At 45.5% G+C, this 15438-nt stretch carries 15 protein-coding genes; 7 read left to right on the plus strand and 8 right to left on the minus strand.

The genetic code is table 11. The features are described 5' to 3' along the window. The first annotated feature begins 21 nt into the window (after positions 1-21). Genes pstA through phoU form a run of 3 tightly spaced genes read left to right on the plus strand, consistent with a single transcriptional unit; the run spans position 22 to position 3247 of the window. The gene (gene pstA, locus J4N44_RS02725) at positions 22-1695 is read left to right on the plus strand and encodes a phosphate ABC transporter permease PstA (protein ID WP_252044824.1); all 1674 of its coding nucleotides are present in this window, start codon (positions 22-24) and stop codon (positions 1693-1695) included. A gap of 2 nt (positions 1696-1697) precedes the next feature. After that, positions 1698-2516 (plus strand): phosphate ABC transporter ATP-binding protein PstB, encoded by an 819-nt coding sequence (gene pstB, locus J4N44_RS02730; RefSeq protein WP_005424834.1) that lies wholly within the window; start codon positions 1698-1700, stop codon positions 2514-2516. 32 nt (positions 2517-2548) lie between these two features. Then, on the plus strand, positions 2549-3247 hold the full coding sequence (gene phoU / locus J4N44_RS02735; protein ID WP_005440349.1) for a phosphate signaling complex protein PhoU: 699 nt from the start codon (positions 2549-2551) through the stop codon (positions 3245-3247). 3 nt (positions 3248-3250) lie between these two features. Here phoU and J4N44_RS02740 read toward each other — a convergent pair whose 3' ends face one another. The 6 genes from J4N44_RS02740 to J4N44_RS02765 all read right to left on the minus strand — a co-directional run bounded on the left by J4N44_RS02740 (position 3251) and on the right by J4N44_RS02765 (position 7973). Further along, the gene (locus tag J4N44_RS02740; RefSeq protein ID WP_009697662.1) at positions 3251-3730 is read right to left on the minus strand and encodes a hypothetical protein; all 480 of its coding nucleotides are present in this window, start codon (positions 3728-3730) and stop codon (positions 3251-3253) included. A 53-nt stretch (positions 3731-3783) separates the two neighbouring features. Beyond that, on the minus strand, positions 3784-4422 hold the full coding sequence (locus tag J4N44_RS02745; protein ID WP_005445292.1) for a YadA C-terminal domain-containing protein: 639 nt from the start codon (positions 4420-4422) through the stop codon (positions 3784-3786). A gap of 138 nt (positions 4423-4560) precedes the next feature. Further along, a complete protein-coding gene (locus J4N44_RS02750) occupies positions 4561-5493 on the minus strand; it encodes a LysR family transcriptional regulator (protein ID WP_050934805.1) in 933 nt (310 codons plus the stop codon). Between the two features lie 9 nt (positions 5494-5502). Then, positions 5503-6279: a polyphosphate kinase 2 gene (gene ppk2, locus J4N44_RS02755; protein ID WP_005445296.1), complete on the minus strand. Its 777-nt coding sequence runs from the start codon at positions 6277-6279 to the stop codon at positions 5503-5505. A 66-nt stretch (positions 6280-6345) separates the two neighbouring features. Beyond that, positions 6346-7089: a copper homeostasis protein CutC gene (locus J4N44_RS02760; RefSeq protein WP_047514992.1), complete on the minus strand. Its 744-nt coding sequence runs from the start codon at positions 7087-7089 to the stop codon at positions 6346-6348. Positions 7090-7364: 275 nt separating this feature from the next. Continuing rightward, positions 7365-7973 carry a peroxiredoxin C gene (locus tag J4N44_RS02765; RefSeq protein ID WP_005445301.1) on the minus strand — a complete coding sequence of 203 codons (609 nt, stop codon included), beginning with the start codon at positions 7971-7973 and terminating at the stop codon, positions 7365-7367. A gap of 200 nt (positions 7974-8173) precedes the next feature. Here J4N44_RS02765 and J4N44_RS02770 point away from each other — a divergent pair, with 200 nt between their 5' ends. From J4N44_RS02770 to aceA, 3 genes are all read left to right on the plus strand, one after another. Continuing rightward, the gene (locus J4N44_RS02770; RefSeq protein WP_005440336.1) at positions 8174-9079 is read left to right on the plus strand and encodes a hydrogen peroxide-inducible genes activator; all 906 of its coding nucleotides are present in this window, start codon (positions 8174-8176) and stop codon (positions 9077-9079) included. 606 nt (positions 9080-9685) lie between these two features. Further along, positions 9686-11314 carry a malate synthase A gene (gene aceB / locus J4N44_RS02775; RefSeq protein WP_252044825.1) on the plus strand — a complete coding sequence of 543 codons (1629 nt, stop codon included), beginning with the start codon at positions 9686-9688 and terminating at the stop codon, positions 11312-11314. A gap of 148 nt (positions 11315-11462) precedes the next feature. Then, positions 11463-12776, plus strand: coding sequence for an isocitrate lyase (gene aceA, locus J4N44_RS02780; RefSeq protein ID WP_005440333.1), 1314 nt, complete (start codon positions 11463-11465; stop codon positions 12774-12776). 101 nt (positions 12777-12877) lie between these two features. On the opposite strand, the gene J4N44_RS02785 is transcribed toward aceA, so the two are convergent. Further along, positions 12878-13324 (minus strand): CBS domain-containing protein, encoded by a 447-nt coding sequence (locus J4N44_RS02785; protein ID WP_009697664.1) that lies wholly within the window; start codon positions 13322-13324, stop codon positions 12878-12880. A gap of 234 nt (positions 13325-13558) precedes the next feature. Beyond that, complete coding sequence (locus tag J4N44_RS02790) at positions 13559-13780, minus strand: hypothetical protein (protein WP_038898474.1); 222 nt, start codon at positions 13778-13780, stop codon at positions 13559-13561. Between the two features lie 260 nt (positions 13781-14040). Here J4N44_RS02790 and J4N44_RS02795 point away from each other — a divergent pair, with 260 nt between their 5' ends. Continuing rightward, positions 14041-15210, plus strand: coding sequence for a trypsin-like serine protease (locus tag J4N44_RS02795; RefSeq protein ID WP_252044826.1), 1170 nt, complete (start codon positions 14041-14043; stop codon positions 15208-15210). Positions 15211-15438: the final 228 nt, after the last annotated feature.

Raw genomic sequence — 15438 nt, forward strand, 5'->3', positions numbered from 1 at the left:
AACGAAAGAGCGAGTAATAGCGTGTTAAATTGGATTCGTTCTGGCGCACCTTGGATTTGGTTAACTGGGGGAGCGGTAAGCATCAGTCTGCTTTCTGTCCTCGGGTTATTGCTATTGATTGGCTGGAAGGGATTAACTTACTTCTGGCCGGCGCCACTTTATCAATGGAATGTTGCTGCGCTGACGCCAGTGCAGGGCGAAGTGTTGCATGAAAACTCGATTCTGGTTGGTCAGGTATACGAGCGCAGCTTTGTGCCAAGAAGTTACCTGCCAAAAGAAGCGGCAGATAAACTCGCAGAAGACGAAGAGTTTGCGACGCGCCTAAACATCAAAATTGCCAACCGTGAATTGTACCCAGCGGACTTTATTTCTGTGTTGAGAATGCAGTTGGATGATCCAACGACGCCGGGCGAATGGGCAGTGATTGAACGCAGTAGCGGTGGCTACTTCTTCGGTAAGTTTGTTGCCTTCCAAGATGGTAACACGCGCTACGAAAACAACATTCAAAAGCTTTTGGATCAAAAGCTCGATGATGCCGAAACCTTGCATCATGAAATCGATATGCTGGTGGATGACCAAGTAAAAGACTTGGGATGGCAGTTAGAGCAGCTTCGCTTAGATAAACGTAAGCACGAGCTTAACGACACCATCACTGAAGAGTTTTTAGCAAACAACAGTCAGCGTAAAGCAGAAATTGAAGCAGAGTTAGCCAAGCTAGACATGCAACTTGACGGGCTGCGCTTGGGCTTCTCTGATTATGCGCTGATTGTCGAAGACATGACCGGGACTCAAGTTTCGATTCCATTAGAAGACATTTTGGACTACTGGTATCCAAACCAAATGTCACTGCCTGAAAAGGTTGCCCATTGGGGAAAACAGGTTTGGAAGTTCTTATCCGAAGACCCTCGTGAATCGAACTCAGAGGGTGGTGTCTTCCCCGCGATTTTCGGTACAGTTTTCTTGGTTATCATCATGTCGATCATCGTGATGCCATTGGGTGTGGTTGCGGCGATTTATTTGCATGAATACGCTAAGAACAATGCCCTAACTCGGGTGATCCGTATTGCGGTGATTAACCTTGCAGGTGTTCCTTCTATTGTTTACGGCGTATTTGGTTTGGGCTTTTTTGTCTACACCATTGGTGCCTCAATCGATAACCTGTTTTATGCCGAGCGATTACCCGCTCCAACCTTTGGTACGCCGGGCTTGTTGTGGTCTGCATTGACGCTAGCGGTCTTGACTCTACCAGTGGTGATTGTTACCACGGAAGAAGGTTTAACCCGTATTCCGAGTTCAGTTCGTCATGGTTCGTTAGCCTTGGGTGCAACGCAGTTCGAAACGCTTTGGCGTGTGGTTTTGCCTATGGCAACCCCTGCGATAATCACTGGTTTGATTCTTGCGATTGCTCGCGCTGCGGGTGAGGTAGCACCATTGATGCTGGTGGGGGTCGTGAAGTTAGCTTCTAGCTTACCGGTAGATGGGCAATTCCCTTACGTGCATTTGGATAGAAAGTTTATGCACCTAGGCTTCCACATTTACGATGTTGGATTCCAGACCTCGAATATCGAAGCTGCGCGTCCGTTGGTTTACGCGACTTCCTTCTTACTCGTGACGGTTATTGTCGGACTAAACTTAACAGCAATCAGTATTCGTAATAATCTGCGAGAGAAATACCGAACTTTAGGACAAGATTAAGCATGTTTAACTTTGATAATACATTAGGTTATGAGCCGCCATTGGATGTGCACAACCTGACGGATGAACAAACGGCTATCTCGATCGAGAACCTTAATCTTTTCTATGGTCAGGCTCAGGCGTTGCATGATATCTCCATGCGCATCCCAAAAGGACGCGTAACCGCATTCATCGGACCGTCCGGTTGTGGTAAATCTACATTGCTGCGCTGTATCAACCGCATGAACGATTTAGTCGAAGGTTGTAAGGTGACGGGGAAAGTACGCTTGCACGGTAAGAATGTGTACAACCCAAGTGTGGATGTTGCCACGCTGCGCCGCCGAGTAGGCATGGTATTCCAGCGCCCAAACCCATTCCCTAAGTCAATTTACGAAAACGTGGTTTACGGTCTTCGTCTACAAGGGGTGAAGAACAGTCGCATGCTAGACGATGCGGTCGAGCGTTCACTACGTTCTGCGGCATTGTGGGATGAAGTAAAAGATCGTCTACATGAAAATGCATTTGGACTTTCTGGCGGTCAGCAACAACGTTTAGTGATTGCTCGCGCCGTCGCGATTGAGCCAGAAGTACTATTATTGGATGAACCAACATCGGCTTTGGATCCAATCTCAACTTTAACTATTGAAGAGCTTATCAACGAGCTCAAGACTCAATATACTGTGGTTATCGTTACCCATAACATGCAACAAGCAGCGCGCGTCAGTGACCACACTGCATTCATTCATATGGGTAAGCTGATTGAATACTCGGATGCGGATTCGATCTTCACTTCTCCAATGAAGAAACAAACCGAAGATTATATCACCGGTCGTTACGGTTAAGCCGCGACCTTTCAAGGATTAAAAGGAAAGCCATGCACTTTGGACGTCACATCTCAGGACAATTTAACGTAGAGCTAGAATCGATTCGTACCCATGTACTTACCATGGGTGGCTTGGTAGAACAGCAGTTGTCGTATGCTATTCAAGCCTTGCACAAGGAAGACATCGAACTGGCGCGTAAAGTTGTGCGTGATGATCACAAAGTTAATGCGATGGAAGTGTCGATTGATGACGCTTGTACTCGCATCATTGCTAAGCGTCAGCCTACAGCAAAAGACTTACGCTTGATCATGGCTATCATTAAGACCATCACAGATCTTGAGCGCATTGGTGATGTTGCAACACGTATTGCCTATGTGGCGATTGAAAGCCCATCATCGAAAGAGCGCCAATTCCAAGTCTCGTTAGAGCCTTTATGTCGTCAAGCAATCCAAATGTTACACCAAGTGCTCGATGCGTTTGCTCGTATGGATGTCGAAGCCGCAGCAGAAGTACACAAGCTTGATGATAAGTTGGATGCGGAATACGAAGCGGTGATTCGTCAGTTGATGACTTACATGATGGAAGACCCGAAAAACATTCCACATATTCTGCAAGTGATGTGGTCGGCGCGAGCCATTGAACGCGTGGGTGACCGTTGCCAAAATATCTGTGAATACATTATCTACTTCGTGAAAGGAAAAGATGTACGCCATCTAGGTGATCAAAGCATCGATGACGTACTGAAGTAAGTCTTAGAGGCGCAAACCAAAGCCTAGAGAAAAGTTAATGGCAGTGTCTGTGTAGGTGTGTGTTTTATCGTTCATGAAAACGTCTAAATCCGCACCTGCTCGAACTGATAATATTGGGTTAACTTGATATACGTAAGCGCCACCAATACTCAATCCGTTCGCATCTCTTCGTTCATTGCGATATGTTCCATCGTACTGCGCTAATCCTAAGCTCGCTTGAAATCCCATCTGTGGTTGATGACCAAATAAGTGTTGAAAGCCAATACGGTAGGCGTCAATGGTTTCATCATAATTACCGCTCTTATAAGTAATCTGAGAGTAATCAAAATACAGCGCATCAAAGCCCGCAATATCGGTCGCCCCCAATTGGATACCTGCCCCTCGAAATGAGCCAATCTTAACTTCTGGAGAGACATAAATACCTGAAGCTTGGACACTAATAGGAGCGAGAATAAGGGCAGCGAGAAAGAATTTGCGTTTCATAGAGTTACCTAAATAAAAGCCTTCCTTGGCTATGAACTTATTGAGTGCAGTTTTTACTTAAAGCTAATTTGAACACCAACGCCGCCAGCAACGTCAGATGAAGAATATTTGCCTGATGATTCATAGTGGAATGTGCCCGACAGGCTTACTTGATCACTTAGACCGTACGCACCACCAATCGCTACTGCTTCTTTACTACCAGAAAAACCCACACCGGCACCGATTGCCAGTTCACCATTGGTTGCATAAGGGCGAGCGTTGGTGACTGCGTGTAGACTTGCGCGAATACCGTCCATTTGTTCTGCTTGTTGGTTTAAGCGGTAGTCGTATTCTGCGGCTAAGCCTTCTAAGTGGTTCAGACGGTCATCCGTCGGGTTATTTTCAATAGGGTTTGATGGCAGTTGCGGTGTTGGACGCTCAGGGACTTCAGGAATACCGTTGTCTGGTTCAGGAAGCGTTGGGTGCTCTGGTGCTGCTTCGATTGGTGGTGTTGGTGATTGATCTGGATGTGGACGATCTGGCACTCCAGGAACACCGTTATCAACTTCTGGTAGAACAGGTTGCTCTGGCACACCTTGAATTGGGTTGGTTGGAATGCCTGGGTGTGGACGATCCGGGATAACAGCTGCAATTGAGCTGAAAGAAGCAAGAAGGGTGCAAGCAGCGGTAAGCTTTACAATTTTTTTAGTCATGTCTGAACTCTCAATAAGTAAACGAGGGACAGCATCCTTACTGTAAGCAATCGCTTTTTGTCATTTCCCTTAAAAGCAGGGCTATCTTATTGAGAAGTATGATTTATGACTAAATGGCTATCGTTATCTCAGTGATAATCAAATCTTATCACCCTGTAATTTTAGACCTTGTTGAATAAGCTCTGTTAACCATTTTACTAGTGGGTTATTCCGGTTTCTCACATGCATATGAGCGTGAATAGACTTCATTTGTGGTTGACCATCAATCGTGACATCAACGGCTCTTAATCCCGGAAATTGCTCTACCGGAAGTAAATTGGAGTGAGGTAAATACATGTCGGTGTGTTTGACGACATCAAGTATTGCAGAGACCATTTCTGAGCGAAAGCCAATGCTGTGTTCAATGCCCATTTCGGTAAGAAGCTCAGATGCGTAACTGAACTTGTCGTTCCAACCTGGGGAAATCAAAGAAGCAATTGGGTATCCGCCAAGATCATGTGGCTCAACATGAGTCTTGGTGATTGGGTGATCTTCACGGACAAAAATACGCCCTTTCAAATCCAGTAGCTTCGGTGTGTAGATCTCTTTATTGGTCAGAAGTAACTCGTAATTTACTCCCATCAGTGTTTCACCTTTCAAGATCTCATCAACCGTGCTGTTCGACCAACCAACTAATTCAAGTTGAGCATTAGGTGCTAACGCTCTCATTTGTTCGAAGAGGAAACCGGGCAAGCAAGTCATTGTGATTGGTGCCAGTGCAATTCGAATTTTGTTGTCCACTTCGGCAGGATCAAACTGATGAGAGCGATTAACTGCGGCAGCTAAACCATCGAGATGGGGGGTAATATCATTGGCAAGAGATTCGGCGAACGGTGTCGGTTCAAGACCAGTTTTGACCTTCACAAACAGCTCATCATCGAAGTGATTACGTAGCTTTTGTAATGCCTGACTGATCGCTGGCTGAGAGACAAACAAGCGCTGTGATGCTTTACGCATGTTTCGCTCTTGCATCAAAACCATAAAGGTCTTGAGCAGATTCAGGTCAAGGGTGTGAAACAGGTCTTTCGCCATGATACATCTCTAATATTTATCAGGAACGAAGGTTTGATCGTCGATAGGCGCACGGACATAACCTTCTTTATTCAACTCTGGCAATTCGATAACTGGATGCTCAAGTTCTTCGTATTCGACTTGACTAAGCAGATGGCTGATACAGTTCAATCGAGCTTTCTTTTTATCATCAGAAGGGACTACCCACCAAGGACAGTTTTTCGTATCTGTGTAGGCAAACATCTTATCTTTTGCCTCTGAATATTCTGCCCAGCGATTGCGTGATTCCAAATCCATTGGGCTGAACTTCCAGCGTTTAATTGGGGTGTTGATGCGTTCTAGAAAGCGCTTTTCTTGCTCTTCATCGGAGACCGAAAACCAGTACTTAATTAAGATGATGCCAGAGCGCTGAAGCATGCGTTCAAACTCCGGGCAAGAACGGAGAAACTCTTCATATTGATCTGGGGTACAAAAGCCCATGACTTTCTCTACGCCGGCACGGTTGTACCAACTGCGGTCAAACAGTACGATTTCTCCAGCAGCAGGCAGGTGTGCCACATAACGCTGGAAGTACCATTGTGTTTTTTCTTTCTCTGTTGGGGCGGGAAGGGCTGCGATACGGCAGACACGAGGGTTGAGTTTTTCAGTGATACGTTTGATGGTGCCACCTTTGCCAGCGGCGTCACGTCCTTCAAAAAGTACCACGACTTTAAGCCCTTTGTGTTTGACCCACTCTTGGAGCTTAACCAACTCAATTTGCAGTTGTTCTAGTGCTTCTTCGTATTCCTTTTTCTTCAGTTTCGCCATGTTTCCTCCCGTCCTTAGTTATCAATATGTTAGCACTCAATAACTAAAGACGGGATTTGAAAGCTCTTAATTGAGAGCTGTTACCATGTTCGCGATAGCATCGGTGTTGGTGACTGGAATCGAAAAATCATCTATATCGGCAGCGCCCATTTTGCTTTGCTCGGCAATAAAGGTCATGTGACTTGGGCGAGTTGTCTTGCCAGATAAATGCACTTCAGTGACTTTGGCTTGTTCAACGATCTGACCAACATTGTCCGCATTCACACCGGCGCCCGCCATGATCGCAATGCGTCCTTGTGCTTGTTCAACTAAGGTTTTAAGCACATCGATACCTTGCGGTGCCGAAGGCGCAAGACCGGAGGTTAAAATACGTTCACAACCTAAGCTGATCACTTCTTCTAACGCTTTTTCAGCGTCGCGACACTGGTCAAAGGCACGATGGAAGGTCACGCCTAAGCCAAGCGCTTGAGCAAATTCACACAGCGCAGTTGCGTACGGCATATGAATGTTGCCGTCTTGAGTGAGCACGCCGAGTACGACACCATTCAAGCCTGCTTGTTTAGCGGCTTCAATATCCCAACGCATCATTTCGATTTCTTCCTCACTGTAGAAGAAGTCGCCTTGGCGAGGGCGAATCATCGCGTAAACCGGAATAGTAGAGCGTTTAGCGGCTTGCTGCATAAAGCCATAGCTTGGGGTTAAGCCACCCAAAGCAAGTGAAGAGCAGAGTTCGATGCGGGTTGCACCACCGGCAATCGCGTTGTGGAGAGATTCAATGTTATCAATACAGACTTCAAGTTGAGTGTTCACTAGGTTGTCCTGAATTATTGTAATTACAGCAAATACTAGCAGGACGAAAGGGGAGAATCTGTACTGAGACGGAGGGAAATAGAGGTAAACTTTTTGCGTGATGCTTGCCTCTTTTGCTTTTCAAAAATGCTGATAAAAAGAAAGCCCAGAGTGAACTCTGGGCTTTTTTATGACTTTACTTAGACTGATTGGCGTTTGCGGTTTTTCCGCTATAGCTTTTTGCTTTATATATACATCCAACCAACACGCCCGTTGAGCTTGGGCTATGTAGTCTATTACTTGCTTAGGTCGTCTGCGTGCTCAGATAGGAACGCTGCAACACCTTTTGGAGATGCGTCCATACCTGCTTTACCTTCTTCCCATTGTGCAGGACATACTTCGCCGTGCTTCTGGTGGAAGTTTAGTGCATCAACCATGCGTAGCATTTCGTCGATGTTACGACCTAGTGGTAGATCGTTAACTACTTGGTGACGTACAAGACCTTCTTCGTCGATTAGGAAAGAACCACGGAAAGCAACGCCTGCTTCTGGGTGCTCTACATCGTACGCTTTACAGATTTCGTGTTTAACGTCAGCAACTAGAGGGTATTTAACTTGACCGATACCGCCATCTTCGATAGCAGTGTTACGCCATGCGTTGTGAGAGAACTGAGAATCGATAGAAACACCGATTACTTCAACACCTTTAGCTTGGAAATCAGCTAGACGGTTGTCGAATGCGATTAGCTCAGATGGGCAAACGAAAGTGAAATCTAGTGGGTAGAAGAATACTACTGCTTTCTTACCTTTAGTGAATTCTGCAAAGTTGAAGTTTTCAACGATTTCGCCGTTACCTAGAACAGCTGCTGCAGTAAAGTCAGGGGCTTGACGACCTACTAGTACCATTTTTTTGCTCCTAAAAAATTTGGTTTGATCCAAACCTACATTCAGTTATTTAGGTTTGGTCCTTGTTTGTGCGAGACAAACTATAGTACAGATTGTAGTATTGAAAAAAGCGAAATAAATAGATTGAGTTCATCGAAAAAAGCGATAATAACGAAACTATTATCTCGATCACTGGAACAGCAATAGATACAAATAGAATTATGAATAAATGGCCTAGCTTGAAGCAGTTACACTATTTGGTCACTCTGCATGAAACTCGACATTTTAGTGATGCTGCTGAACGTTGTTTTGTCAGTCAATCTACCTTAAGTAAAGGCATCCAAAACCTTGAAGAGTTGATTGGTTGCCCGCTTTATGAAAAGAAAGATAAAAAAAGCCCATTAGTTTTCACCCAAGCTGGTGAGATGGTGGTGCAACATGGTCGAGAACTGCTCGCTAAAGGGCAAGATCTTGTTGAACTGGGGCGTCTATGCCAAGGCGATGATATGGAAGGGCAGCTTAAAGTAGGCTGTATTCCGACCATTGCTCCGTTCTTATTGTGCGACCTTGTTCAGGAGGTGAACTACCGCTTCCCTCAATTAAACCTTCTATTAAGAGAAGACACGACGACTAACTTGCTGCAAGCACTTCGCCACGGTGAGTTGGACGTGTTGATTCTGGCTCTGCCTGTAGAGATAGAAGGAATGGAAAGCCGAGTAGTGGGACAAGACCCGTTCCGCATGGTGATCAGTGCCAATCAAGCGGATTCCGTTCCTGTGCCGATCCGTTATGCAGACTTGCCAGATGAATCCGTCTTCTTATTAGAGAAAGAGCACTGCCTTACTGAGCACGCGGTTTCAGCATGTAAGTTGACGGACAAAGAGAAGATCAACCCATTCACCGCGACCAGTCTTCATACATTGGTGCAAATGGTGGCGAATGGTCTGGGCACCACGTTTATCCCGCAAATGGCGATTGATCATGGTTTGCTACACAACCAGAACTTAGTGGTGATCGACCCTCCTGGTCAGCAAGCGTATCGCGATATTGGTTTGGTTTGGCGTCCGAGTTCGTCACGATCAAACACTTTCAATCAATTGGCAGAAGTCGTCTCTGAACTGCTTTAGCTATTAGTATTAGCCTGCTACTCCCGATCTAATATCAAAAAGCGCACTAAAAATAGTGCGCTTTTTAGCATTTTATTCTGTACGTGAACTTTGACTTGTAAAATTTTACAGATGAACTTTCATGAAGCTTTCATAAAATAGTGAAATTTCACAATGTTAATTTTACACAACTGCCTGTGTAACGCGTTTAAGTCGCGTTTAATTTCCTCTTCCTAGCCCTTGTGAATACAAGGATTTTTCTCCTGCCTCACTATTTATACGCTTGTTTGAATTCAAAAATAACCTGTAAATTTGATGTAATTTAATTACGTAATAACTTACAAATTAAGCTCAAAAATCAAACACTTGTTTGATACCGAATAAAACTTTGAATTTAACGTTTTGTTTACTTGAGGGGTTTCGCTTAAATCTTTGTTGGGTTAGCTTAATTAAAGGCTTGTAAGACTTATGTCTAGATTGAAAAAGCAATTCAGGTTGCGCAATGTATAGACACAACGAAGCGAAGTGAACACCAAATCGAAGGATGTAATTTGTTGTTTATAACTTACAAATGTAGCTTTAGGCTGACTGCCCAAGATGGATAAAGCACGTTAAGGATGAATGATTATGCTTGCTCAGACAGAACAAAAAACACAACAACTAAAGCAAACCCAAGGCATGCTTGAGGTGAATGGAGTCGTTGCTCCTGAACGTCAAGCAATTTTCCCTGTTGAAGCCCAAACCTTTTTATCTCTACTGTGTGAAAAATTTGCCGGACGTGTTGAACAGTTGCTGGAAGCACGAGAAGAGAAGCAAGCACGCATCGACGCTGGTGAACTGCCAGACTTTCTACCAGAGACACAAGACATTCGTGAAGGAAGTTGGAAGATCCTTGGAATCCCGCAAGATCTGCAAGATCGCCGAGTGGAGATTACAGGACCGACTGATCGCAAGATGGTGATTAACGCACTGAATGCGAATGTAAAAGTGTTCATGGCAGACTTCGAAGATTCGATGTCCCCTGCGTGGAGTAAAGTTCTGGATGGTCAAATCAACCTGCGCGACGCTGTTAATGGCACTATCAGCTACACCAACCCTGGTAATGGCAAACACTATCAGCTGGCAGAAGACCCAGCGGTGTTGATCTGCCGTGTTCGCGGACTGCATTTAAAAGAAAAACACGTAACGTGGCACGGTCAGATCATTCCAGGTGCGCTATTCGATTTCGCTCTGTACTTCTACAACAACTATAAAGTGCTACTGAAAAAGGGAAGCGGTCCTTACTTCTACATCCCGAAACTGCAATCGCATCATGAAGCGAAGTGGTGGAGCGAAGTGTTCCATTTCACCGAAGAGTATTTCGGTTTGGATACAGGTACCATCAAAGCAACAGTGCTGATTGAAACCTTACCAGCCGTATTCGAAATGGATGAGATTCTGTTCTCTCTGAAAGAGCACATCGTTGGGTTGAACTGCGGTCGCTGGGATTACATCTTTAGCTACATCAAAACACTGAAAAACCACCCAGATCGCGTACTTCCGGATCGCCAAGTAGTGACGATGGACAAGCCATTCCTCAACGCTTACTCAAGATTGTTGGTGCGTACCTGTCATAAACGTGGCGCATTTGCGATGGGCGGCATGGCAGCCTTTATTCCAGCTAAAGACCCACAAGAAAACCAAAAAGTGCTGGATAAGATCCACAACGATAAATCGCTAGAAGCTAACAACGGTCATGACGGCACTTGGGTTGCACACCCAGGTTTGGCAGACACCGCAATGGAAGTGTTCAGTGCCACACTGGGGCAGCGCACCAACCAATTGGATGTGAGCCGTTCAGAAGACGCACCAATAACCGCCGCAGAGCTGCTTGAACCGTGCGAAGGTGAACGCTCAGAAGAGGGCATGCGCCATAACATCCGCGTTGCGCTGCAATACATCGAAGCTTGGATCTCTGGCAATGGTTGTGTGCCGATTTACGGGCTGATGGAAGACGCTGCAACGGCAGAAATCTCCCGTGCTTCTATTTGGCAATGGATTCAACACGGTAAGTCGCTCGACAACGGATTGAAGGTCACTAAAGAGCTGTTCGAACTCTATCTGAAAGAAGAGATTGAAGTCGTGAAGCAAGAAATTGGCGAGCAGCGCTACCAAGCAGGTCGATTTGAAGAAGCGGCAGATTTGATGGCTAGGCTCACCACAAGCGATGAACTGACCAACTTTTTAACCATTCCAGGTTATGACTACTTGGATTAACCCAAAGATTTGGAACACTAATTTTATTTAACTAATACATTTTTACTTAACCAATACGTGAAGGATTCGAGGCAGATAAGGATGTACTGCCTGAGAACGGAAAACTCAACGCACATGCACAAGTGCACATTATAAGAGGGATAGACCAATGACTAACTTAACTCGCCGCCAACAAATTGAAGCTCTGGAAAAAGATTGGGCAACCAACCCACGCTGGAAGAACGTAAAGCGTACTTACACAGCAGAAGAAGTGGTAGAACTGCGTGGCTCTATGGTGCCTGCGAACACAATCGCACAACGTGGTGCTGACAAACTTTGGTCACTGGTCAACGGTAGTTCAAAGAAAGGTTACGTAAACTGTCTTGGTGCACTGACGGGTGGTCAAGCTGTACAGCAAGCAAAAGCGGGTATTGAAGCGATTTACCTGTCGGGTTGGCAGGTAGCGGCGGACAACAACACCGCTTCGACGATGTACCCAGACCAATCTCTGTACCCAGTAGACTCTGTGCCGTCGGTAGTAAAACGCATCAATAACTCATTCCGTCGCGCAGACCAAATTCAGTGGTCAGCAGGTAAGTCACCAGAAGACGAAGGCGGTATTGATTACTTCCTACCAATCGTAGCGGATGCAGAAGCAGGCTTTGGTGGTGTATTGAACGCTTACGAGTTAATGAAATCGATGATCGACGCTGGTGCGGCAGGTGTTCACTTTGAAGACCAACTAGCATCCGTGAAGAAGTGCGGCCATATGGGCGGTAAAGTACTGGTTCCAACTCAAGAAGCAGTGCAAAAACTGGTCGCAGCTCGCCTAGCAGCGGACGTTGCTGGCACGACAACGCTGGTAATTGCGCGTACCGATGCAAACGCAGCAGATCTACTAACGTCTGATTGTGACCCATACGATAAAGACTTCATCGAAGGCGAGCGTACTCAAGAAGGTTTCTACCGTGTGCGTGCAGGTATCGACCAAGCTATCTCGCGTGGTCTGGCTTATGCGCCATATGCGGATCTTATTTGGTGTGAGACAGCAACGCCATGTCTAGAAGAAGCACGCAAGTTTGCAGAAGCGATTCATGCAGAGTACCCAGACCAACTGTTGGCATACAACTGTTCGCCTTCATTCAACTGGGAGAAGAACCTAGACGCAGAAACCATTGCTAAGTTCCAACAAGAGCTGGCTAACATGGGCTACAAGTACCAGTTCATTACGCTAGCAGGTATCCACAACATGTGGTTCAACATGTTCGAATTGGCACACGCTTACGCTCAAGGCGAAGGTATGCGTCATTATGTTGAGAAGGTTCAACGTCCTGAGTTTGAAGCGGCAGAAAAAGGTTACACGTTCGTAGCGCACCAACAAGAAGTTGGTACGGGCTACTTCGATAGAATGACCAATACAATCCAAGGTGGTAACTCATCAGTGACAGCATTGACAGGTTCTACTGAAGAAGACCAATTTTAATCATCATAGAGTCGACTATTACTACGTTAGTAATGACATCTTTGAGCGGCGATTGAGCCGCTCTTTTTTTGTCTACGATTCGAGAAAAACGTAGTGGCGTATTAATCCGCTTCGATTTCTTCCGGCTCGGTTTCTTCTTGCAGCTCTAACAAGTTAATTGCAATAGTCACAAAGTCTGTATCAGTGATGATGCCGACCAAGTGACCTTTATTGACCACTGGCAAACAGCCGACTTTATGCTTTTGCATATAGATTGCGCTTTCTTTTAAACCTGCCCTTGGTTCGGCAGTCATGATGTTGGTGTGCATCATTTGGTAAAGCGGAGTATCGAGGGTAAAAGATTGTTCTGCCTCATCTGGGTGCAAGCAGGATTCTTGTGCGGCAAGAATATCGCGTTGAGTCACCAAGCCTTTTAAGTGTTTATTGGCATCAACAACCGGAATATGTCGAATATCAAGCGCGTCCATCATACTTTTTGCGTCACGTAATGTGTGCTCACGCAGCAAGGTATGAGGGTTGCGAGTCATCATGTCTTCAACCTTGATCATAGAGACCTCCAGCGGCATTGTCCTTCTCTTAAATATAGAGAATATTTTGCTGTATATCTGGGAGCTAACTCGTTTTTCACTAATAAAATAATACGATTAGATGGAGATCAATCAGAGGTGAAAATGGACTGGTGTTTTCCATAAATCCAGCTACTCATTTAGGGCGATGTTAGGATGTAAGCGCTATCATAAATAACCAAAGCTAAGGCGTTGAAACCTTAGCTTTGGTTACTCTTAACGTTGCTTGAAATGCACACAGATAAGACCATACGCTTTCGCATCGACACAGCGACCAATGTAGTGTTTACCAGGTACGTTCACAGCGCAGTGGCGAGGGACTTGTTTTAAGGCACAAGCTTGTTGCTGAGCTCGAAACAAATCTGTTCTCTCATCGCCAAAACTGCTGGCAGAAAACAACAATATTGAAGCACTTAAAGTGGCTAGAAAGATCTTCATACTTACCTCAATTTATCATCAAAGAGCGTATCGCTCACTTTCAATATAGTCGCCCTTATCTCTATTGATAAGTTTGTTTTTAATTGGTAGTTGCAGGGTGGAAACTCAATGCGAGTCAGTTTGCACTTTTGACTGATAAGGTGTGTAGACCGCAGTTAATCCAATGAATTGAATCGCACATTTTTACTTGCTTGATTTTCCAAGATAAGCCTGTGGAAGAAGATACGCTCAGGCTTACCAGATTGAAGATAACAACCTAAATGAAACGAACAACGTGTAACAAATTCATTGCGCTGACAGTAGCGGCATTCAGCATGCAATCTGCTCAGGCAATTGTGCTAGGAGATGAGCAAACCGACCCGGTAGATCGCGTGACTTTACGAGCAAGTAACATGGCAGAGTTCCCGTTGTGTGGCGGCACTATGCTGACTAAACGATGGGTGTTGACTGCGGCACACTGTGTGGTGATGGGGCAGGGAACCAACGAAGCGAGCTACTATGTAACTCCGCCGGGGGAACTGTCGGTGAATGCCAACGTTTATGAACTTAACTCTGCAGGGCTGGATAACTTCTATCCTGCGTCTCACGTTGTGGTTCACCCCGATTACACGCGGATTTCAAAGGCTGAGATTGACAGCAATGGCAATGTGAAACCTATCCAAACGGGTTTAGATTCAGACATCGCGTTATTGTATCTCACACGCCCAGTAGCAAATGCACGCTTTGCTGACTTAGCGAATAAAACTGATATGGAGAATATCGAAGCGCGTCTGGCAGCGGATTGGAACGATAACGACCTGACCAATCAACGTGTCGAAAACGTGCAAGTATTTGGGTGGGGAACCACTCAGCCGGATGCATCTGAACCTTCCAATACGCTCAAAACTACCATCAGTACATTTTTACCTATCGATAAATGTTATGAGCGTTTAGAAATTGGCAGCAGTTTTCCGGGGATCATTGATTCCAGAGAGAACCAAACCAAAATCTGTACACTACCAACGAAAAACCGAGTGTTAGAACCGGATAGCCACACTCAGTATGGCAACTCCGCGTGTAAAGGTGATAGTGGTGGTCCGCTGGTGGATGTGGCGACGGGCAAACAGATTGGAATTGTTAGTGGTGCGCCTCTTATTCTGCCTACGTGTGGCTCTTTGACGATCCCAAGCTTCTACACCAAAGTGAGCCAATATTACGATTGGGTGCAGTCTTACATCACCGCCGGTGGCCCACCGAGCAGTTACATCATTGAGCCGAATTTCATCAAAGAAGCGAATAGTGGAAGTGGTGGTGGGGAAGAGGAGTGCCACGATGGCATTGCGACCAACAATTGTGATTTCAGAGGTTCTGAGGACGACGGTGGTAGCCTAGGCGCTTGGCTATTCGGCTTATTGGTTCCACTGGTGTGGGCGCGCCGACGCAAAAGTTAAACGATCAACGACTGATAAACATTTTAAAAAGCAGCGAACTTCGCTGCTTTTTTTATGCGCGTCTGTTTTGCGTCTTTCACGTTTTATTACACTCTTGGTGAAAGCTTTTACAGTCAATCTAGGGGGATTTGCTTGCTATTGCAGCATGTAAACATATACTAGTCTGCTGCGAAAAACTCGTCGCAATTTTATCGTCGTCTTTGACGTGATTTGACCAATAGATAAGAC

Origin of the sequence: Vibrio sp. SCSIO 43155 (genome assembly GCF_023716605.1) — a bacterium.
GTDB lineage: Bacteria > Pseudomonadota > Gammaproteobacteria > Enterobacterales > Vibrionaceae > Vibrio > Vibrio harveyi.